The 20,980-nt window shown below is 63.2% G+C and carries 14 protein-coding genes; 6 read left to right on the forward strand and 8 right to left on the reverse strand.

Going from position 1 to position 20,980, the window contains the following annotated elements; genetic code table 11:
- Position 1: 1 nt before the first annotated feature.
- On the reverse strand, positions 2 to 1,762 hold the full coding sequence (locus tag HY30_RS00330; protein WP_034735806.1) for a tetratricopeptide repeat protein: 1,761 nt from the start codon (positions 1,760 to 1,762) through the stop codon (positions 2 to 4).
- A 64-nt stretch (positions 1,763 to 1,826) separates the two neighbouring features.
- A complete protein-coding gene (locus HY30_RS00335; RefSeq protein ID WP_034736662.1) occupies positions 1,827 to 3,029 on the reverse strand; it encodes an N-acetylmuramoyl-L-alanine amidase family protein in 1,203 nt (400 codons plus the stop codon).
- A gap of 428 nt (positions 3,030 to 3,457) precedes the next feature.
- Between HY30_RS00335 and HY30_RS00340 the strand changes: the two genes are divergently transcribed.
- Positions 3,458 to 6,124, forward strand: coding sequence for an Rne/Rng family ribonuclease (locus tag HY30_RS00340; RefSeq protein WP_034735808.1), 2,667 nt, complete (start codon positions 3,458 to 3,460; stop codon positions 6,122 to 6,124).
- 79 nt (positions 6,125 to 6,203) lie between these two features.
- On the opposite strand, the gene HY30_RS00345 is transcribed toward HY30_RS00340, so the two are convergent.
- From HY30_RS00345 to HY30_RS00370, 6 genes are all read right to left on the reverse strand, one after another.
- Positions 6,204 to 8,438 (reverse strand): 3-hydroxyacyl-CoA dehydrogenase NAD-binding domain-containing protein, encoded by a 2,235-nt coding sequence (locus tag HY30_RS00345; protein ID WP_034735809.1) that lies wholly within the window; start codon positions 8,436 to 8,438, stop codon positions 6,204 to 6,206.
- A 28-nt stretch (positions 8,439 to 8,466) separates the two neighbouring features.
- The gene (locus HY30_RS00350) at positions 8,467 to 9,672 is read right to left on the reverse strand and encodes an acetyl-CoA C-acetyltransferase (protein WP_034735811.1); all 1,206 of its coding nucleotides are present in this window, start codon (positions 9,670 to 9,672) and stop codon (positions 8,467 to 8,469) included.
- 27 nt (positions 9,673 to 9,699) lie between these two features.
- Complete coding sequence (locus HY30_RS00355) at positions 9,700 to 10,128, reverse strand: PaaI family thioesterase (RefSeq protein WP_034735812.1); 429 nt, start codon at positions 10,126 to 10,128, stop codon at positions 9,700 to 9,702.
- Positions 10,129 to 10,134: 6 nt separating this feature from the next.
- A complete protein-coding gene (locus HY30_RS00360) occupies positions 10,135 to 11,301 on the reverse strand; it encodes an acyl-CoA dehydrogenase family protein (protein WP_034735814.1) in 1,167 nt (388 codons plus the stop codon).
- Positions 11,302 to 11,437: 136 nt separating this feature from the next.
- Complete coding sequence (locus HY30_RS00365) at positions 11,438 to 13,222, reverse strand: acyl-CoA dehydrogenase C-terminal domain-containing protein (protein WP_034735815.1); 1,785 nt, start codon at positions 13,220 to 13,222, stop codon at positions 11,438 to 11,440.
- Between the two features lie 100 nt (positions 13,223 to 13,322).
- Complete coding sequence (locus HY30_RS00370; RefSeq protein WP_051614547.1) at positions 13,323 to 13,802, reverse strand: MerR family transcriptional regulator; 480 nt, start codon at positions 13,800 to 13,802, stop codon at positions 13,323 to 13,325.
- Positions 13,803 to 14,026: 224 nt separating this feature from the next.
- Here HY30_RS00370 and HY30_RS00375 point away from each other — a divergent pair, with 224 nt between their 5' ends.
- From HY30_RS00375 to HY30_RS00395, 5 genes are all read left to right on the forward strand, one after another.
- Positions 14,027 to 17,524 carry a peptidoglycan-binding protein gene (locus HY30_RS00375; RefSeq protein WP_034735818.1) on the forward strand — a complete coding sequence of 1,166 codons (3,498 nt, stop codon included), beginning with the start codon at positions 14,027 to 14,029 and terminating at the stop codon, positions 17,522 to 17,524.
- A gap of 79 nt (positions 17,525 to 17,603) precedes the next feature.
- A complete protein-coding gene (locus HY30_RS00380) occupies positions 17,604 to 18,899 on the forward strand; it encodes a DNA recombination protein RmuC (RefSeq protein ID WP_034735819.1) in 1,296 nt (431 codons plus the stop codon).
- A gap of 45 nt (positions 18,900 to 18,944) precedes the next feature.
- Positions 18,945 to 19,475, forward strand: a complete 531-nt coding sequence (gene def / locus HY30_RS00385; RefSeq protein ID WP_034735821.1) for a peptide deformylase — start codon at positions 18,945 to 18,947, stop codon at positions 19,473 to 19,475.
- A 58-nt stretch (positions 19,476 to 19,533) separates the two neighbouring features.
- Complete coding sequence (gene fmt / locus HY30_RS00390; protein WP_034735823.1) at positions 19,534 to 20,487, forward strand: methionyl-tRNA formyltransferase; 954 nt, start codon at positions 19,534 to 19,536, stop codon at positions 20,485 to 20,487.
- Positions 20,487 to 20,978: a GNAT family N-acetyltransferase gene (locus tag HY30_RS00395; protein ID WP_034735825.1), complete on the forward strand. Its 492-nt coding sequence runs from the start codon at positions 20,487 to 20,489 to the stop codon at positions 20,976 to 20,978. The genes fmt and HY30_RS00395 overlap by 1 nt, the downstream gene beginning before the upstream one ends.
- Positions 20,979 to 20,980: the final 2 nt, after the last annotated feature.

Consider the following 20,980-nt stretch of genomic DNA (forward strand, 5'->3'; position numbering starts at 1 on the left):
GTCAGTTCTGCCGGGCGACAGGCAGTGCAGACTGTGTCTCGGACTCGGCCTTCTTGAGAAGCATAGCTTCCGGGCCCGACGTCATCTTGGCCTCGATCCGCGCCCTGTCTTCCGGGCTCGGGTCAAGCTTCAGGGCCCGCTGCCACTGGAAGCGGGCTTCGGTCTTGCGGCCCATCTGCCAATAGGCATCGCCGAGATGATCGTTGAGCAGCGAGACGCCGGGCGACAGTTCCACAGCGCGCTCGAGGAACCGCGTGGCCAGCTCGTAGCGGCCCATCCGGTAGTGTGCCCAGCCAAGGCTGTCGACGATATAGCCCGATTGTGGCTCAAGCTCGACGGCGCGGCTGATCATGTTCAGCGCGGCATCGTAATTGAGGCCCCGATCAATATAGGCATAGCCGAGATAGTTCAGGATCGATGCATTCTCGGGCTGCAGGGCAAGCGCGGTCTTGAGATCGGATTCCGCCTGCGGCCAGCGATCGGTCTGTTCCAGCGTCGTGCCGCGCGCATAGATGACGCGCCAGTCCTGACGGCCTGCGGCGGCATCTTCGGCGATGACCTCGCTGAGCAGGTGTTCAGCTTCGTCATCCCGGTCGAGCGAGCGGAAGAGATCGGCCAGCTGGATCTTGAGGCCCCGGTCGGGGGAATGCTGGAGCGCTTCGCCCGCGACGGCGATGGCTTCCTGGTTGCGCCCTTCCCGGCGCAGGGCCCAGGCCATCTGACCGCGTGCCGTGGCGTAGAATTCGGATTTGTCCGGGATGCGGGAGAGGACGGCGACGGCCTCCTCGCGCCGGCCCGCATTGTCCAGAGACTGGCCCCAGAGCGACCGGGCCACCTGCAGGTTAGGGTCGAGCGCGAGGGCGAGCACGAAATAGACGCCGGAGAGGTCGTCATCAGTCTGCATCATCAGCGCCGCTGCAGGCACGTAGACGGCAAGGGCCGCACCTTCACGCGTGCTCAGGCGCGTCGGCTTGATCTTGCGACCGGCCATTATATCGGCGGACAAGCCATCAAGGCCGGCATTCTGGCCGATCTCGTCGCGAAAGACCTGAAGGATTTCAAGGGCACGGTCGCGCTGGCCATTGGCCATGAGAAGCTGTGCATGGGCATGGACCCCCACAGCCAGACGCGCGCCGGACTCCCACAGCGTTTCAAACGTGGCGAGCGCGGAGGCATCGTCCTTCTCGGCCATCTGCAAGAGGCCCATCATGTAGAGCGTTGCGCTGTCGAGGTTCGCATCACCCGAAAGACCGCTGCGCAGATAGGCCTCGGCCGCATCGGCGCCATCACTGTCAGCGATTCGCCAGGCCGACAGGCCGCGCGCGATGACCTCATTGAACGGGCCGTATTTGGTTTCGTCGAGATAGGGCGTCGCTTCGTCTTCCTTGCCGCGCACCATGGCATCCACGCCGAGGGTAAGACGCACAAGCGTTGCCTCGCTGCCAACCTGGCTGGCCCGCCTCGCAAGGCCGACGGCGGTTTCATAATCGCCTGCGAGCAGGGCCGAAAACACCGCCCGCTCGGCAATGCCGGACTTTTCAGGCGCCGTATCTATCGCGGCGGCGTAATATTCAGCGGCCGTTTCGGGATCATTGGTCATCGCGGCAAAGCGGGCGACGAGAAAGTCTCCATAGGCCTGCGCCTCGGCCGGACGGCCATTCGAGAAGAGCGCGTTGCGCAAGTCGCTCTCGGACGGCCCGCTGACGCACGACCCGGCCAGCAGGATCGCGGAAAGGGCTGAAAGGGGCCGAAAAACGTTCATATGCACAATCTCTCAGCAACCGGGCGCTGCCGCAAGGGGTTAGAACAACGCGGCAGCCCGCAATTTAGTCAGATGCGACAAGGACTTCCTGCCTGTCGAAGAACTTGTCGATACCGCGTTTGACCGCCTGCATGGATTTTTCGCGGCCGGACGAGGACTGCAGCCGCTTGGCGTCCGCCGCATTGGTCAGGAAGCCCATCTCGAGCAGGACCGCCGGCACATCCGGCGCCAGCAGGACATAGAAGCCTGCATTGCGATGCGTACTGCGCAGGACAGGACCCGCCGCCTTCAGTTCGGGCAGCAGATCCTCGGCAAAGGCAGCCGAATGGCTCTTGGTCTCGCGCTTCACGAGGTCTTCGAGGATGCTACCGACCACTTTGGAGCCGCTGGTCTCGATCGGGATCTTCCAGTCATTCTTGGAGGCCTCCTTGTCGATGCGGCGCTCGCCGCGCTCCGAGATGGTGTAAACCGAGGCACCGGAGACGTCCGGCGAGCCGGCGGCATCGGCATGCAGCGAGATGAAGAGGTCAGCGCCCCATTTGCGGGCAAGCGTGACGCGGTCTTCCAGTTCGATGAACCGGTCGTCGTCGCGCGTCAGGCGAACCGTGTAGCGCGGGTCCTTGTCCAGCAATTCCTTCAGGTAGAGCGCCGCCTTGAGGGTCACCTCGCGCTCGAGCAGGCCCTTGGCCGACTGGGTGCCGGGATCCTTGCCGCCATGGCCGGCATCGACCACGATGACATATTGCCCGTGGCCCTTGCGATTGCGCGGGCTCAGCGGCTCTGTCGGGGCCACCTCGGCGGAGGCCAGCGTGATACTGGCCTTGCGGGCATCGGATTCAGCCCGGGCGAGGCGCTGCATGTCGCGCTTGGCGATGCTGGCAAAGCGCGCCGGGGAGACGGTTTCAAGGTCGATAATGATGCGCCAGGCCGTCTCCTTGCCCGTCGGCGGCAGGGACAGGACCCGGGAAACAACCAGCGGACGGTCGAGCAGGAAGCTCAGGCGACCGCCCGAGAGGGCCCAGCTGGCCACCCCGCCCATGCCATTGCCGGCGCGCGACTGCGTTTCACCCTGAAGCGGCAGGACCAGGCTGCGTTCGCCGCCCGATTCGGCCAGAAAAGCCTGTGCATCGTGGGAAATATCGCTCCAGACCGTAATCCGCGTGGGCGCCCCGTCGCCAATCACGCGCACATCACGGATATCGGCCCCGGCATAAAAACCGAAGATAATACAGGTGCATAGCAGGATAAGAGGGCGAAAAAGGGTCATTTGGTCTGTCTGGCCGGACAAGCCGCTTGGAATGGGGATTGGTTTCCACCCTCCCTAACAGACCGAAGATTAACCCAGCATTGACTGCACATGCGTCATGTTAATGGCGCTGGCGGATATTCGCCCTTTCAATTCCCCCTGAAATTGGGCAGTATCCTGAAAGTAGCCGCATATCAGGCTATTCAACAAGTTTCCCAATGACGCGTCAGCGATCGCGCTTCACCGAAAAGGCAAGCGGGCGCCGCGCTCCGGAAAGCAGAGCAATATGTGCACGGGTGCCGTGGCCATCGTCAATTCTACCATGCCGCCTTTGGGTGCATGGGACAGGCATGGCTGCACCCTTTCCCAACAAACACAGACCGGCCTGACCGCTCGCACGAGGCGCCTTGCGCCCATGGCGGCGTCGCCGGATCATAAGGTTATGTTCCATGAGCAAACTCATGCTAATCGACGCCGCCCACCCGGAAGAGACCCGTGTGGCCATCGTCAATGGCGGCCAAGTCGATGATTTCGACTTCGAAACAACCGGTAACGAACAGCTTCGCGGCAATATCTACCTCGCAAAGGTAACCCGCGTAGAGCCATCGCTGCAGGCTGCTTTCGTTGAATATGGCGGCAATCGCCACGGTTTCCTCGCCTTCAGCGAGATCCACCCCGACTATTACCAGCTTCCGGCCGAAGACCGTGAAGCCCTCCTCAAGGAAGCCGCCGAAGAGGCCGCTGCCCAGATCGAGGATGAAGACGACGACGATATCGAGGGCGACGACGAAGCCCATGCCGACTCTGATGACAGCGACGATGGCGATGATGATTCCTCCGATGATGACGAGGATGATGGCGACGACGAGAGCGAAGACGGCGAGTCCAAGGCTTCGGCCAAGCCCGCCCGTGGCCGCCGTCCGGCCCGCAAGGAATCGCCGCGCTCGTCGATCTCCAAGCGCTACAAGATCCAGGAAGTGATCCGGCGCCGGCAGGTGATGCTGGTGCAGGTCGTCAAGGAAGAACGCGGCAACAAGGGCGCAGCGCTCACCACGTTCCTGTCGCTGGCAGGCCGCTATTCGGTTCTGATGCCCAACACGCCACGCGGCGGCGGCATTTCCCGCAAGATCGTCAATGGCGCTGACCGCAAGCGCCTGAAATCCATCGTCGCCGAGCTGGATGTGCCCGATGGCATGGGCCTGATCGTGCGCACGGCCGGCGCCAAGCGCACCAAGGCCGAAATCAAGCGCGACTATGAATACCTCTCGAAACTCTGGGAAACCATTGTCGAGAAGACGCTGACCTCCGAAGCGCCGATGCTGATCAATGCCGAAGGCGGCCTTGTGCACCGCGCCATGCGCGACATGTTCGACAAGGAGATCGAGGAAGTCTGGGTGCAGGGCGACGAGGCCTATCGCGAAGCGAAAGATCTCGCCAAGCTGATCATGCCGAGCCAGGCCAAGAAGGTTCAGCAGTGGAAGGAAGACGATCCGCTGTTCGTATCCGAAGCGGTCGAAGACCAGCTGGATTCCATCTATTCGCCGACCGTTCAGCTGAAATCCGGTGGCTATCTGGTGATCAACCAGACCGAGGCGCTGGTGGCGATCGACGTCAATTCCGGCAAGTCCACCAAGGAACGCAATATCGAGCAGACCGCCGTGCGCACCAACCTGGAAGCAGCTGAAGAAGCCTGCCGCCAGATGCGCCTGCGCGACCTGGCCGGTCTCGTCGTGATCGACTTCATCGACATGGACGAGAACAAGAACAATCGCGCCGTCGAGAAGAAGCTGAAGGAATGCCTCAAGGTTGACCGCGCCCGCGTCCAGCATGGCCGCATCTCACAGTTCGGCCTGATGGAAATCTCCCGCCAGCGTCGCCGCCAGGGCGTGCTGCAGGCGACATCCGACCCGTGTGAAGCGTGCAACGGCACAGGGCGTCGCCGCTCCATCCCTTCGGCAGCCCTGCAGCTGATCCGCGCCATCGAGGCCCGCGCCTCGACGGGCGGCCTGAAAAGCATTTCGGTGAAGGCGCCGACCGATGTTGCGCTCTACATCCTGAACCAGAAACGCGAAGCGCTGATCGAGATCGAGCGGATGGCCGGCTTTGCCGTGTCGATCCATTCCTCCGAAGACCTGCTGCCCGGCGACTTCATGATCGATGCCGAGCGCGACCCGAACTCGAAACCGAAGAAAAAATCGCCGCCGCGTTCGCTGTCCAAATCCACCAAGCCCGCCGTCTCCGACGAGGATGATGACGAGGATATCGAGGACGAGGATGACGAGGCCGTCGCCGAAACGGATGACGAAGCCGAGGACAAGGCTGAAGACACGCAAGGCAAGCCGCGCAAGCGTCGCCGTCGCCGGGGTGGCCGCGGCCGCAACCGCGACAGCCGCGACACGGGCCTCGAAGTGATCGATGGCGAGACCCCGCCTGCCGCCGCAGCTTCGGATGAAGACAGCGACGATGACGAGGATGAAGACGGCGAAACCGGCACGACGCCGGAAGCCCGCTCGGACGATAGCGAAGAAGCCGGCCGCAAGCGCCGTCGTCGCGGCCGCCGCGGTGGACGTCGCCGTCGCCGTTCGGGTGGTGAGGACCGTGCCGAGGGCGTACAGGAAGGCGCGCCAACCGATGGCGGCGCCTATCTCGATGGCCTCTCGGCCAGCGCCCCGGAAATGCTGGACGCCGAAGCGCCAAGCGAAGCCAAGCCTGAAGAAGCCCCTGCGCCCAAGGCCAGCGAGCCGGAGCCAGCCAAGGCCGCCGAAACCGAGCAGGACTCCGCTGAAGCAGAGACCGACGAAGACGTGAAGGCCGAGAAGCCGAAGCGCGCCCGTCGTTCGCGCGCCAAGCCGAAGCCAGAGGCCGAGGCCCTTGCGGCCGAGGCCGCCCCGGCGCCTGTCGAGACCAAGGCTGCGCCCGAGCCAAAGCCGGAACCCAAGCCTGCACCGGACGTGACGCCTGCGCCTGTGGCCGAAGCGGTGAAGGAAACCGTCGCGGCTGAAGCCGCCCGGGCACCTGAACCAAAGCCGGAACCCAAGCCCGAACCGGCGAACGCAGAGGCCAAGGATACCGGCACCAAGCGCAAAGGCTGGTGGGCCCGCGCCCGCGGCGAATAAGGCCCCACCAACGCGCAGAAACAAAAAGGCCGGAGCATCATTGCTCCGGCCTTTTCCTTTTGGTGCTTAGCTGGCGCCCTTAGGCGGCGGCTTTGGCTTTCTCGCCGCCGGGAGGGAAGCGGTCGTAGAAGCCTTCGCCCTTGGCGGCCATGTCGCGCAGGAGGTCGTTTGGACGGAAGCGTTCGCCATATTTGTCGGCAAGGCGGTCAGCCTCTTCGACGAATGGCTTGATGCCCCAGATCAGGTCCATGTAGCTGGCGCAGCCGCCCGTGTACGGCGCAAAGCCCCAGGCCAAGATTGAACCAATGTCGGCATCGCGTGCGTCGGTGATGACGCCTTCTTCGAAGCAGCGGGCGACTTCAATGGCCTGACGCACGAGGAAGCGATGGGTCAGCTCTTTCTTCAGCGCAGGCGGGCACTCGTCCACCTTGACCTCGATCATCTTGTTGATGTCGGGCCAGAGGCGTTCCGGCTTGCCCTTCTCGTTATAGTCGTAGAAGCCCTTGCCGGCCTTGCGGCCGACGCGGCCCTGGTCTTCGACCAGCCAGGCGAGGAACTGCGTGCGCTCGTCGCCCTGGACGTCAGCGCCCATGGCTTCCGCCGTGGCGCGCGTGACCTTGAGGGCCGTGTCGATGCCGACAGAGTCGGTCACCTCGAGGGCGCCCATCGGCATGCCGCACTGACGGCCGACATTCTCGATGATCGCAGGCTTGATGCCTTCGGCCAGCATTTCCATGCCTTCGCGCGTGTATGTGCCGAAGCAGCGCGAAGTGTAGAAACCGCGGCTGTCATTGACGACGATTGGCGTCTTGCGGATGGCCAGAACGTAATCGATCGTCTTGGCGAGCGTCGCTTCGCTGGTTTCCTTGCCCGAGATGATTTCGACAAGACCCATACGCTCGACCGGCGAGAAGAAGTGGATGCCGATGAAGTTGGCAGGACGCTTGGATGCCTTGGCAAGGCCGGTGATCGGCAGCGTGGACGTGTTGGAGCCCATGACGGCTTCCTCGCCAAGCTGCTCTTCGGCCATCTTGGTGATCTTGGCTTTCAGCTCTTCGTTCTCGAACACGGCTTCGACGACAAGGTCAGCGCCTTTCACATCGTCATAGGACGTAGTTGGCGTGATCAGCGCGAGCAGGGCATCGCCCTTCTCCTGCGTGAGCTTGCCGCGCGAGACATCCTTCTCGACGAGCTTGCGGGAATAGTCCTTGCCCTTCTCGGCATTCTCCATGGAGACATCGACCAGCACAGTCGGAATGCCAGCCTTGGCCTGGACATAGGCAATACCTGCGCCCATCAGGCCAGCGCCGATGACGGCGACCTTCTTGAGCTCGTATTTCGGATAGCCCGCCGGGCGGTTGCCACCCTTGGAGAGGGCCTGTGTCGACAGGAAGAGCGAGCGAATCATGGCTTTCGCCTCGGGCCGCTGCTGCGTGTTGATGAAGTAGCGCGTCTCGATGCGCAGACCGGCGTCGATCGGCACCATGATGCCTTCATAGACACAGGACAGGATGTTGAGCTGGGCCGGATAATTGCCATAGGTCTTGGCGTGGAGCATAGCGTTGGCCATGGTCATCACCTGACCGGCGCCGGGAGCGCGGTGCGGAACGCCGCCCGGAACCTTGAAGCCTTTTTCATCCCAAGGGGCTTTCGCTTTCGGATTGGCCTTCACCCAGGCCTTGGCCTTGGCGACGGTTTCCGACGATGGCGCGAGTTCATTGACAACGCCCATGGCGAGCGCCTTCTCGGCATCGAAGCTTTCGCCCTGGAGGATCAGCGGCAGGGCCGTCTGCACACCAACGAGGCGTGGCAGGCGCTGCGTGCCACCAGCGCCCGGCAGGAGACCGATCTTGGCTTCCGGCAGGCCGAACTGCAGCTTCGGATTGTCATTGGCCGCAACGCGGTAATGACCGGCCAGCGCCACTTCGAGACCGCCGCCAAGGGCGAGGCCGTTGAGCGCAACCGCGACAGGCTTGCCGCAGGTTTCGAGCTGGCGAAGCGTCTTGTTCAGCGAGAAGCCCGCATCGAACTGGGCCTTCTTGGTTTCGGCCTCGCTCTTGGGCTCGGACGATCCGCCGCTGCCGGCGCGGTCGCCCATTTCGCCGAGGTCGGCCCCGGCACAGAAGCCGCTGGCCTTGCCCGAGGAAATGACCAAGCCCTTGATCGCGTCATTGGTCGCGACTTCCTGCGTGAAGGCGATGATGTCGGCAACGGCCTTGCCGGTCAGCGTGTTCATGCTGCGGCCGGGCACGTCGAACACGGCATGGGCAATGCCGTCCGCGTCGATGTCGAATGAGAATGTTTCGAGTTTCATGTCTGTCTTCCAGTAATTCGGGTAAGGATTAAACGCGCTCGATGATGGTAGCGGTGCCCATGCCGGCGCCGACGCAGAGCGTGATGAGGGCGGTTTCCTTGCCGCTGCGCTCAAGCTCGTCGACCATGGTGCCCATCAGCATGCCGCCAGTTGCGCCGAGCGGGTGGCCCATGGCGATGGCGCCGCCGTTCACGTTCATCTTGTCGTGCGGGATATTGAGGTTGTGCATCATCAGTAGGACGACCGACGCGAAGGCTTCGTTCAGTTCATAGAGATCAATGTCTTCCGGGTTCATGCCGGCCTTTTTCAGGGCCTTGAGCGACACGTCCGTCGGGCCGGTCAGCATGATGCCGGGCTCGGAACCGATGGAAGCCATGGCGCGGATGCGGGCGCGCGGCTTCATGCCGAAACGCTCGCCCATTTCCTTCGTGCCGAACAGGACGGCCGAGGCGCCATCCACGATGCCCGACGAGTTGCCGGCGTGGTGGACGTGGTTGATCTTCTCAAGCTCGGGGTAGCGCTGCTTGATGACTTCATCGAAGCCCATGGCGCCCATGCCGAGGAAGGATGGCTGCAGCGCGGCGAGCGACTGCATGTCGGCTTCCGGGCGCATGTGCTCGTCATGGTCGAGGCGAATGCCGCCCATCTGGTCCTTCACGGGAACGATGGACTTGGCAAAGCGGCCCTCTTTCCAGGCGCGGGCGGCGCGCTTCTGGCTCTCGACGGCGAAGGCATCGACGTCATCGCGGGAGAAGCCCCACTTGGTGGCGATCGTGTCGGCCCCGACGCCCTGCGGCGAGAAGTAGGACTTGATGGCGATTTGCGGGTCGGACGACCAGGCACCGCCAGCAGCGCCCATCGGCACACGGCTCATGCTTTCAACACCGCCGCCGATGGCCATGTCGGCCTCGCCGGTCATGACTTTCGAGGCGGCCATGTTGCAGGCTTCAAGGCCGGAAGCACAGAAGCGGTCGACCTGCACGCCGGCCGTCGTGTCGGCATAGTCGGCGTTCAGCACCGCGATGCGGGCGATGTCGCCGCCCTGCTCGCCCACCGGCGAGACGCAGCCGAAGACGACATCGTCGACCATGGCGGTGTCGAGTTCGTTCCGGTCACGGATCGCCTGCAGGACTTGCGTGCCGAGGCTGAGCGCGGTGATTTCGTGGAGGGAGCCGGAGGACTTCCCTTTGCCGCGCGGGGTGCGGACGGCGTCATAGACATAGGCTTCATTCATGGGAGAGGCTCCTTGTAAAACGTGGGATCATGGGGCCGGTGAATTCACCGGGTTAAGCGTGAGGCTCGCGGCGCAGCGGGCTGCTTCCTTGCCGCGGGAATCGAAAAGTTCGGCCTCGGCGAAAACCATCGCGCGGCCGATATTGCGCAGGCGTGCGACCACTTCGATGACGCCGACACGCACGGGTCGCAGGAAATGCGTGTGGAGATCGACGGTAGACGGCAGGGCGCGCTTGCCCGCCTTCATGCCGGTCAACATGCCAATCGTATCATCCATCATGGCGACGAGATACCCGCCCTGGATCACACCTGCGGGATTGGTGAATTCCTGCCGGCCTTCAAAGCGCACACGCGTCTCCCACTTCTTCATGTCGAGCGACAGGAGCTTGAAGCCGAGAGACGTCGAGGACGGGCTCGGCTGCGGGAAGACTTCCGTGATGCGTTTGCTATCGGGCATATGTGGCTAGAGCGTCCTCGCGATGAGCATTTTCATGACTTCGTTGGCGCCGCCATAGATGCGCTGGACGCGGGCGTCGGCATACATCTGGGCGATCGGATATTCGTCCATATAGCCGAAGCCGCCATGCAGCTGGAGGCACTCGTCGATGATCTTGCACTGGAGATCGGAGATCCAGTATTTCGACATGGAGGCTGTTGCGGCATCAAGTTCGCCCTTCAGCAGCAATTCTGTACAATGATCTGCAAACACTTTTGCGACAGTCGCTTCGGTCTTGGCTTCGGCGAGCTTGAACTGCGTATTCTGGAAATCGAAGATCGTCTTGCCGAACGCCTTGCGCCCTTTGACATATTCGACGGTCTCGTGGATCGCGCGCTCGATCATGCCGATGCCCTGAAGGCCGATGATGTGGCGCTCCTGCGGCAGTTTCTGCATGAGCTGGATGAAGCCCTTGCCCTCTTCCTCGCTGAGCAGGGCAGACGCCGGCACGCGCACATCATTGAAGAACAGCTCGGACGTGTCAGCTGCATGCTGGCCGACTTTCTCAAGGTTGCGGCCGCGCTCGAAGCCTTCAAGGCCATCGGTCTCGACGCAGAGGATCGAAATGCCCTTGGCGCCCTGTGTCGGGTCGGTCTTGCAGCAGACCAGGATCAGGTTGGCCGTCTGGCCATTCGAGATGAAGGTCTTCGAGCCATTGATGATATAGCTGTCGCCGTCTTTCTTCGCCGTGGTCTTCATGCCCTGAAGGTCAGAGCCTGCGCCCGGCTCGGTCATCGCGATGGCGGTGACGAGTTCGCCGGTGCAGATTTTCGGCAGCCAGCGCTGCTTCTGGTCTTCGGTGCCATAGGCGGTGATGTAAGGCGCGATGATCGCGTTGTGGAGCGTGATGCCGAAGCCGTCGACGCCCTTCCATTGCTGCTGTTCAATGATGATGGCCTCGTGGCGGAAATCACCGCCCGCGCCGCCGTATTCTTCCGGCACAGACGCGCCGAGCAGACCCATTTCGCCCGCCTTGGTCCATATCTCGCGCGGCACGATACCGGCCTTGCGCCATGCCGGCACGTGCGGCGCACATTCCTTTTCGAAGAATTGCGCGACGGCATCGGAGAAAATGTCCATTTCCTCGTCATTGCGCCAATTCGACTTCGGCACATTCAATGGACTCTCGCGCATCACTTATTCTTCCCTTTGATTTTGGTGCGGCAGTTGCCGCTTACGTTCACGTAAACATGTAAGAAGCAGACCACCGCTTGCACAGTGGTCACGCTGCGTCAGGGACGTGCACATTGCTGCGCACGTCCCGTCAGAATCAGAACTGGTCGGCCGACAGGGCCATCATCGACTTGGCGCCGGTCTTGACCTTGGCGAGATGCGCGGCGGCATCGGGCAGCATGCGGTCGAGGAAGTATTGGCCCGTCATCAGCTTCTCGGCATAGAACGGATCGCCTTCGGCCTTCTTCTCAAGCGCGACCTTGGCCATGCGGGCCCACATGTAAGCCAGCGCCGTGAGGCCGAAGAGGTGCAGATAGTCATGGCTGGACGCGCCGGCATTGTTGAAGTCCGACATGCCGTTCTGCATCAGCCAGTTCGTGCCTTCCTGCAGCTGGGCGCGCACGGTGGAGAGGCCCTCGATGAAGGGTTTCAGTTCGGCATCGTCGCCCGCCGTGCCGATGAAATCGTCAAGCTCGGCAAAGAAGCTGAACACGGCCCGACCGCCATTGCTGGCAAGCTTGCGGCCGACCAGGTCGAGCGCCTGAATGCCGTTGGTGCCTTCATAGATCATGGTAATGCGGCAATCGCGGACATATTGCTCAAGGCCCCACTCGCGGGTGAAGCCCGAACCGCCATGCACCTGCAGGCCGACATTGGCGCTCTCGAACCCTTTGTGGGTCAGGTAGGCTTTCACGACCGGCGTCAGCAGGGCCATATAGTCCCCTGCCCTCTCGCGGACTTTTTCGTCATTTGACTTGTGCTGCAGGTCGCCCTGGAAAGCAGTCCAGTAGGCGAAGGCACGGGCGCCCTCGATAAAGGCTTTCTGGTCGAGCAGCATGCGGCGCACGTCGGGGTGGACGATGATCGGGTCAGCCACTTTTTCCGGCGCCTTGGCACCATTGAGCGAGCGGCCCTGAACGCGGTCCTTCGCGAAATCGACGGCATTCTGGTAGGCAATCTCGGCTTGCGAGAGGCCTTGCAGGCCGACACCGAGGCGCGCTTCGTTCATCATGACGAACATGGTGCGCATGCCCTTGTGTTCCTCGCCGACGAGCCAGCCGGTCGCGCCGTCATAGTTCATGACGCAGGTCGCGTTGCCGTGGATGCCCATCTTCTCTTCAAGGCCACCGCAGGAACAGGCATTGCGCTCGCCCAGCGAGCCGTCTTCCTTGACGATATATTTGGGCACCACGAAGAGCGAGATGCCCTTGATGCCTTCCGGAGCGCCCTCGATCCGGGCAAGCACAAGGTGAATGATGTTTTCGGTGAGGTCCTGCTCGCCGCCGGAAATCCAGATCTTCTGGCCGGTAATCTTGTAGCTGCCATCGGCCTGCGGCACGGCCTTTGTCTTGATCAGGCCGAGATCTGTGCCGCACTGCGGCTCGGTCAGGTTCATCGTGCCGGCCCATTCGGCAGAGGCCATTTTCGGCCCGTACTTCTGCTTCTGCTCTTCCGAACCGCCCGCCATCAGCGCCTCATAGGCGCCGCCGGTGAGGCCCGGATACATGCCGAAAGCCATGTTGGCCGAGGAAATCATCTCGCCCCAGGCCAGACCGACGACCTGCGGCAGGCCCTGACCACCCATGGCGGTGTCCTTGGTCAGCAGCGGCCAGCCATTCTCGACCAGCATCTTGAACGCTTCGGGAAAGCCGTCCGGCGTCTTGACGCTGGCGTCGTCATTGCGCTTGCAGCCCTGCACGTCGCCGACATGGTTCAGCGGGAACAGCACTTCCTTCGCAAACTTGCCGCCCTCTTCCAGGATCGCATCGATCAGGTCGGGTGTCGCGTCCTCGAAGCCGGGCAGATTGGAATAGTTCTGGAGCTGGAGCACTTCATGAAGAATGAATTGCATGTCGCGGACAGGGGCGTCGTAACGGGGCATGTAGGCTTCCTTGTAAACAAAAATGGCAACTGGCGATCAGTCTAGAGCAATCGTCTAGAAAGGTCGTTCCAGTTGCCAGAACCTCGGATTAGGAGGTGGATCAGACTTCGTCGAGCTGGCGACGGGCGACCGCTTCATAGGCCGCGACCTGACGCTTGCCTTCTTCGTTTGGACCGACCTTCTGGATCAGGTCCTCAAGCCAGAGGATGCCCTTGCGCAGTTCGGTCAACGCCGTGTCGATGTCTTCACGCTGGACTTCCAGCTCTTTGACCTGCTTCCGGAACTTGTCGAGCATCATGTACTTCTGAGCCCGTTCGCCGTCGTCCAGCACGTAAAGATCGAGGATTTCACGAATATCCGCCAGTGGCAGGCCGAGACGCTTGAGGCGCACGATAATCGTGAGGCGAGCACGGTCCCGGTTCGAATAGACACGGGTCATGCCATCGCGCGCCGGGTGCAACATGTCCTTGTCTTCATAGAAGCGAAGGGCACGTGGCGTCACACCATATTCCCGGGCAAGCTCGGAAATCGTGAAGGTGCGGCTGTCGGCGGCGGAAATATGTGATGTCTTGTGATGCATTTGATCAGCTTAGACCACGGGTTACGCGAACGTCAACGTCAACTTTACGCGAACGTACGGGGAAACTTGCCCCTTGGTAAACGGAAAACGCCATCGGTTACCAAATTGCACGTAAATATTTACCTTTAACCTCGCTTTAAGACCAAGCCTGTCATCACAGTAAACGAGTGTGAACGAATCGGCCCTTAACGTTAATAACCGGGCCGGCTGAGGGAGTATCGGGGATGAACCAGACAGGCCCCTGGAGTGTCAAAGGCATTGACCAGCGCGCGCGCGATGCGGCGCGCGAAGCCGCCAGTGCGGAAGGCCTCACCCTTGGTGAATACCTCAACCGCCTCCTGATGTCCGATGATTACGCCCTGCCGAACGAGATCTCGTCACTGTATCGTCCGCAAAGCCGCAACCATTCCGAGATGGCGCCCCCGCCGCAGGCTTCGACCGCCTCGTCGACGCTGGACCGCCTGACCCGCCGGATCGAAGCCGCCGAAGCGCGCTCGACCCTCGCGATTACGGGAATGGACCACACTGTGCTCGGCCTCGTCGCCAAGCTGGAACAGGCCGAAGGCAACAGCAACGCAGTTGTCGGCCATGTCGAAAACCTGATTGAGGAGCTGCGCGGCACGCATGAAGCGCTGCAGGCCAAGGTCCGCCGGCTGGAAGAGGATGACTCAGCCCAGCACAATCTCGACGCCCTGAAATCGCTGGAAGACGCGCTCGGCAAGCTCGCCACGCATGTCTATGAAGAAAGCGAAATGACGCAGAACGACACGCAGGCCATCAAGGGCCGTGTCGAATCCGGCTTCGCCGAGCTGACCGACCGTGTCGAAGGTATGGAGACGAAAGTCCAGTCGACCCTCTCCGAAGCGGCGGCCCGTGTCGAGAAGGCCGTTCAGGACGCCGAGAAGCAGTCCAAGGGCGCCGCCAGGGAAGTGGCCGAGCGCCTGTCAGCCGTAGAGGCCGATGTCTCCGGCGCGCTGGAATCCATGGAAGGCACACTGCTGCGCATCCAGGACCGGCTCAACCGGGCCGAAACGACCACCGATGCCGCCCTGAAAAGCCTGGAATCCACATTCACAAGCCTCGACAGCCGTATCGAGGCCGTCGCCCAGGCTTCCGACCCCGAACTGGCTGACCGCCTGCGCGCCGAATTCGAGGCCAAGTTCGAAGACCTGACGAAGTCGGTCCGTGAAACGGTCGACCAGGCCCGTCTGGAACTCGCCGACGAGATCTCCCGTGCCGCCGAGGGTTATGACGGCACGGCCGTAACCACGATCAAATCCGAGCTGACCGATGTGCAGAAGCGCCTCGCCGCCACGGAAGAGCGCCAGACGCGCGCGATGGAAACCGTGTCGAGCCAGGTCAACCGCATCTCGTCCAGCTTTGACGAGCGTATCCGCGAAGTTGAAGCCCGCGACGATACGGCCGCCACCGAAGCCATGCGGGCCCAGTTCGAACGCCTCGGCGAAACGGTCAGCGCCCGGATCGACACGCTGGCAGAGCGCGTCGACCAGCGTGTGACCGAAAGCGAAACCCGGAGCGCCGATGCGATCGAGCAGATCGGCGAACAGGTCGCGACCGTTGCGTCGCGCCTGCAGAAACGCCAGGACGACGCGGTCAAGGCCATTGCGACGCATATGGAAGAGAACCGCAAGCGCACCGATGCGCGCCTGTCGGATGCCCTCTCCAACGTGTCCGACCGGCTCGAACAGATCCAGAGCCAGTCGACCTCCGCCCTGTCGCCTGTGCAGCGCGCGATTGCCTCGCTGGCAACGCGGCTTGAAAGCCTCGAGGAATTCACCTCGCCGCCCTATGCCGATCCCGGCGGCGCCGACGCGCTGCCCGATGCCCCTGATTTCGCTGCGCCGCCTGCCGCTGCGCATATACCACCGCAAGCCCGGGCGGCGGCGGCCTTCATGCCTGGCCTGCCGGATGCGGAGGATGAAGACGACGAGGATTTCTTCGCCGCCGCAGATGATCCGCTGGCAGCGGACACGCAGGACGCCTTCACCGATCCGACCGACACATATGCCGATGACGATGATGACGACGAGTTCTTCGAAGCCGGCATCCAGGGCTGGAATGCCGCGCTGGAAACCGCCCGCAAGCCGGACGCGCCCGGCATGGAGCCGCCGGTTGACGACGTGCCCCTGTCAAAGGCCGCGATTGGCCCTGAAGCCTATTTCGATCCGCTGTCCGAGCTGGACGGTATTGATGGCGTGCATGATAGCCACACGGAAGCCCGCGCCTCCGACATCTTCGATACCGATGATGACGAAGACGACGATTTCCTCGAAGCCCTGATGACAACCGCCCTGCCCGAACCTGAACAGGACAAGGCTTTGGCGGACGAACTGGCGCCTATCGCCATTCGCGAAGACGACACCAGCGACTATATCGCCCGCGCCCGGCGCGCCGCGATCAGTGCAGCCGGCAATCCGGCAACCGCAGCCCATCGCCGCGACCGCCGCAGCACGGACACGCCCGCCTACCGGACGCAGGGCAGCGCCAGCAAACTGCCGCTTTATGCGGCGGCATCGGCTGTCGTGATCACGGGCGCCGCCGTTGGTGGCTATCTTTATATTCGCGGCAAGCAGGCGGCCCCGGCCGTGGTGGCATCCGTCGACACCTATGTTGATCCGGGTGCGCCGGAAATCGTGGAAGCGCCTGTTTCGGCGGTCGAGGCCGCGAGCGAAGCGGCTGCGCTGGCCGAGGCGCCGACCGAGGATGCGATGCTGCCGGAGCCCCTCCCGGCGGGTGCAGCGGATGCTGACCTGTTCGATGCCGAGGAGGCCGCTGCTGAACTCGCCCCTGCCGCAAGCGCACCCGTCGAGGCCAAGGCTGCCCCTGCTCCTGCACCCAAGCCCGCCGCCAAGGTGATCGCCGCGACGGCCAGCTTCCCGGCCATTTCGCCTTTCGTCTCGGTCGAGAGCGCAGCGGCCGCTGGCAACCATATCGCCCAGTACCAGCTGGCGCAGGACCGGATTGCCGCTGGCGACTATGCCGCTGGCGCGTCGATGATGCGCAAGTCGGCCACCAAAGGGCTTCCGATTGCCCAGTATGGCCTCGCCAAACTGCACGAAAAGGGCATGGGCGTGCCGAAGGACCTGTTCCTCGCCCGCGACTGGACCCAGAAGGCCGCCGAGGGCGGCAATGTGAAAGCCATGCACGACCTCGCCGTCTACATGGCCGAGGGCGAAGGCGGCTCGCAGAGCTATGCCGGCGCCGTCGAGTGGTTCCGCAAGGCCGCCGAGTTCGGCATTGTCGACAGCCAGTACAATCTGGGCATTCTCTATGAGCAGGGCCTCGGCATCAGCCCGAACCTGACCGAAGCGCTCTTCTGGTTCGAAGTGGCCGCCAAGAGCGGCGATGCCGGCGCACCGGCAAAGGTCTCCGAGCTGAAGGCCCGCGTCTCACCGGAAGCCGCCGAGCAGGCGCACAATCGCGCCATGGAATGGGAAGCCTCGCGCGACAATGCGATCAGCAATGGCCGCTTCGGCGCCCAGCCCTGGAACACGGGCAATCCGCTGCAGGTTCAGGGTGTGCAGGTGGCGCTGTCCTCACTCGGCTACAATATTGGTACGCCGGACGGTGTGGTCGGCGCGTCCACGTCGCAGGCGATCCGCGCCTATGAAGCGGCGAACGGCCTGCCGGTGACCGGCACGATTACGGGCGACCTGATCGACAGCCTGAATGCCCGCGCCTCCGGATCGACCAACGGCTGAACCCGCCCGGTTGCGGATGAGGCGTGACAGCCGCGTTCGTTCTAGATATGTTCCATGAGAATCGTGGCAGGATATCTGAATGACACCTCTGATGATCACAGGCGCACTGGCCGCCGTTTTCCTGATCGGCATGATCGTGCTGGGCTTCATGGCCTATATGCAGGCTGGACGGGCAGGCCTTTTGCAGCGCGAGCTGGGCGAAACGAAACAGGCGCTGCGCACGCAGCAGGAAGTGGCCCGCCAGGCCGAAATCGCGCTGGCCGAAACGCGGGCCCGCAGCGCCGAAGACGAACGCAAGTTTGCCGAGATGGCGCAGGGCGTGCTGCAACGGGCGAACACCGCATTCCTTGAGCGCGCCGACGAGACATTCAAGCGTCACCGGGAAGGCGCGCAGGGCGAGCTGAAAGAGCTGATGAAGCCCATCGGCGAGAATTTCGACGCCTTCAAGAAACGCGTCGATGATCTTGAGAAAGTGCGCACCGAGGACAAGTCGCTCCTGTCTGAACAGGTCAAAGCCATCGGCGAAAGCCTGCTGCGCAACACCGCCGAGACCGGCAAGCTGGTCAATGCGCTGACCGCCCCGAAAGGTGGCGGCCGCTGGGGCGAGATGACATTGCGCAATGTGATGGAGCAGGCCGGACTCTCGGCCCATTGCGACTTCAGCGAACAGGTCCATGACGAAACCGAGGAAGGCCGCCAGCGGCCGGACGCGATCATCCGCCTGCCGGGCGACCGCCAGATCGTGATCGATTCCAAGGTCTCGCTCGCCTCCTACATGGCGGCCGTGGAAGCCGAAGACCCGGCGCAGAAGATCCTCCACCTGAAGGCGCATGCGACCAGCGTTCAGCGGCACGTCAACACGCTGGCCTCGAAGGACTATCAGTCAAACCTCGGCAACCGGTTCGATTATATCGCCATGTTCATTCCGGGGGAGAACTTCTTCGCCGCAGCCCTGCAGGAGGCCCCTGACCTCATCGAGCGGGCGATGTCGAAACAGGTGATTGTCACCACGCCGACAACATTGATCGCGCTGGCCAAGACAGTTGCGCATCTCTGGCGCCAGCATCACCAGAACGAGAATGCCATGGCGGCCGCCGAGCTTGGCGCCGAACTCTATGGCCGGATGGGCGTGATGCTTGGCCATATCGAGAAGCTGGGCAAGGCGCTCAACGGCTCGGTCGACCATTTCAACTCGGCCATGGGATCGTTCGACAAGCGCGTATTACCCACGCTGCGCAAGTTCGAGGACATGGAAATCGCTCCGCCGAACAAGCCGCTGGCCGAGCCGAAACAGATCGAAAACCGGGCCAATACGCCGGAACCGGTTGGCGAGCTGGACTTCGGCACGACGAAAAAGGCCCTTCCGGCGGAATGAACCGCACCAGTTGACCAAACGCCCTACCCTACATATCTGACTGTCATGGCCATTCGCGAGATCCTCACCGTACCCGACCCGCGCCTCAAGGAGGTGTCGAAGCCTGTTGAAGGCGGCGTCACCGACGAGATTCGCGCGCTGATGGATGACATGCTGGAAACCATGTATGACGCGCCGGGCATTGGCCTGGCCGCGATCCAGATCGGCGTGCCGCTGCGCGTGATCGTCATGGACCTTGCCCGTGAGGACGAGGAGCCGAAGCCGCGCTATTTCGTGAACCCGGAAATCCTCGAAACCGTCGAGCAGACCCAGCCCTATGAAGAGGGCTGCCTGTCCGTGCCGGACATTTTCGACCAGGTGGAGCGCCCGGAGGGCTGCCGCATCCGCTATATGGATTATGATGGCAACACGGTCGAGGAATGGGCCGAGGACCTATATGCGGTCTGTATCCAGCACGAGATGGACCATCTCGAAGGCACCCTGTTCATCGACTATCTGTCGCGCCTGAAGCGCCAGCGGGCCGTCGACAAGGTGAAGAAGGCGAAGCTGCGCAGCCTGCGCGAAGACGCCGCCTGAGCCGCAAGCGCCAATCTTTCCTTTATTGCCTGCGCCGGGCGCGCTAGACCCCCGCACCATGACCAACCCCCTCCGCCTTGCCTTCATGGGCAGCCCCCAGATTGCCGTTGATGTGCTCGCCGCGCTGGTCGCTGCGGGCCATGAGATCGCGTGCGTCTATTCCCAGCCGCCGCGCCCCTCGGGCCGGGGCAAGAAGCTGACGCCGACGCCGGTGCAGGCCTGGGCGGAAGAGCATGGGCTGGACGTACGCACGCCGAAGAGCCTGAAACAGGCGCCGGAGCAGGAGGCGTTTGCGGCGCTCGGCCTCGATGCCGCCGTGGTGGTGGCCTATGGGCTGATCCTGCCGCAGGCCATTCTCGATGCGCCGCGCCTTGGCTGTCTCAACATGCATGCCTCGATCCTGCCGCGCTGGCGGGGCGCTGCGCCGATCCAGCGGGCAATCATGGCGGGCGACACGGAGACCGGCATTGATGCGATGCTGATGGATGCCGGGCTGGACACTGGCCCCGTGCTGGCATCGGCGCGCACGCCGATCACAACGGCGACGACGGCGGGGACGCTGCACGACCGGCTGGCGGAACTGGCCGCCGAGCTGGCGCCGCGCGCGCTGGCCGGGCTGGCGGATGGATCGCTCAAGCCTGTAGCGCAACCGGAGAGCGGCGACACCTATGCGAGCAAGCTGACATCGGCGGACCAGCCGATCGACTGGTCGCGGCCAGCTGCCGAAGTAGACTGCCAGATACGCGGCCTCTCCCCCTTCCCCGGTGCCATTTGTCACTGGACGCCGGAGGGCGAGGCAGAGCCCGTGCGGCTGAAGCTGTTGATGAGCGAAGCAACGGGCGCCTCGGGTGGGGCGGCGCCCGGCACGGTACTCGACGACCGGCTGCTGGTGGCGTGCGGCGATGGCGGGGCAGTGCGCATCAGCCAGCTGCAGCGGCCCGGCAAGGGCCCGATGACGGCGGAGGTGTTCCTGAACGGTACGCCGATTGCGCCCGGCACGGTGCTGACCTGATGAGCGTGTGGATCCGCCCGGCCCATGATGACGAGATTGACGCGATCGCCGCGCTGAACACGGCGGCGTTCGGCCAATCGGCCGAGGGCAAGATCGTGCGCAGGCTGAAGCGGGACGGCGACAGCGTGCTGTCCCTGATTGCGCATGATGACAGCCAGATTGTGGGGCACGTGCAGTTCTTCCGCATTCAGATTGACGGCGTGCCGCTGGCCGTGGGGCTTGGGCCGATGTCTGTTTTGCCCGCGCGGCAGCGGCAGGGTGTAGGCAGCGGGCTGGTGCGCACCGGGCTGCTGGCGCTGGAAGGCGCGGGCGAGACGCGCGTGTTCGTGCTGGGGCACCCGGACTATTATGTGCGCTTCGGCTTTTCCGCCGAGATGGCATGCAACTTTGCTGCGCCGTGGAACGGGCCGGCCTTCATGACGCGGGCGCTGACCGATGCGGCGCCGGCATCGGGCACGCTGACCTATCCCGCAGCGTTCGAGGCAGGTTGAGC

Origin of the sequence: Hyphomonas chukchiensis (assembly GCF_000682695.1) — a bacterium.
Taxonomy (GTDB): domain Bacteria; phylum Pseudomonadota; class Alphaproteobacteria; order Caulobacterales; family Hyphomonadaceae; genus Hyphomonas; species Hyphomonas chukchiensis.

Bases quoted from the DNA above. Each gene is read 5' to 3' on its own strand.
- HY30_RS00370 (WP_051614547.1), bottom strand. From the start codon at position 13,802: ATGCATCACAAGACATCACATATTTCCGCCGCCGACAGCCGCACCTTC.
- HY30_RS00375 (WP_034735818.1), top strand. From the start codon at position 14,027: ATGAACCAGACAGGCCCCTGGAGTGTCAAAGGCATTGACCAGCGCGCG.
- def (WP_034735821.1), top strand. From the start codon at position 18,945: ATGGCCATTCGCGAGATCCTCACCGTACCCGACCCGCGCCTCAAGGAG.
- HY30_RS00360 (WP_034735814.1), bottom strand. From the start codon at position 11,301: ATGCGCGAGAGTCCATTGAATGTGCCGAAGTCGAATTGGCGCAATGAC.
- HY30_RS00395 (WP_034735825.1), top strand. From the start codon at position 20,487: ATGAGCGTGTGGATCCGCCCGGCCCATGATGACGAGATTGACGCGATC.
- HY30_RS00340 (WP_034735808.1), top strand. From the start codon at position 3,458: ATGAGCAAACTCATGCTAATCGACGCCGCCCACCCGGAAGAGACCCGT.
- HY30_RS00350 (WP_034735811.1), bottom strand. From the start codon at position 9,672: ATGAATGAAGCCTATGTCTATGACGCCGTCCGCACCCCGCGCGGCAAA.
- HY30_RS00355 (WP_034735812.1), bottom strand. From the start codon at position 10,128: ATGCCCGATAGCAAACGCATCACGGAAGTCTTCCCGCAGCCGAGCCCG.
- fmt (WP_034735823.1), top strand. From the start codon at position 19,534: ATGACCAACCCCCTCCGCCTTGCCTTCATGGGCAGCCCCCAGATTGCC.
- HY30_RS00345 (WP_034735809.1), bottom strand. From the start codon at position 8,438: ATGAAACTCGAAACATTCTCATTCGACATCGACGCGGACGGCATTGCC.
- HY30_RS00365 (WP_034735815.1), bottom strand. From the start codon at position 13,222: ATGCCCCGTTACGACGCCCCTGTCCGCGACATGCAATTCATTCTTCAT.
- HY30_RS00380 (WP_034735819.1), top strand. From the start codon at position 17,604: ATGACACCTCTGATGATCACAGGCGCACTGGCCGCCGTTTTCCTGATC.
- HY30_RS00330 (WP_034735806.1), bottom strand. From the start codon at position 1,762: ATGAACGTTTTTCGGCCCCTTTCAGCCCTTTCCGCGATCCTGCTGGCC.
- HY30_RS00335 (WP_034736662.1), bottom strand. From the start codon at position 3,029: ATGACCCTTTTTCGCCCTCTTATCCTGCTATGCACCTGTATTATCTTC.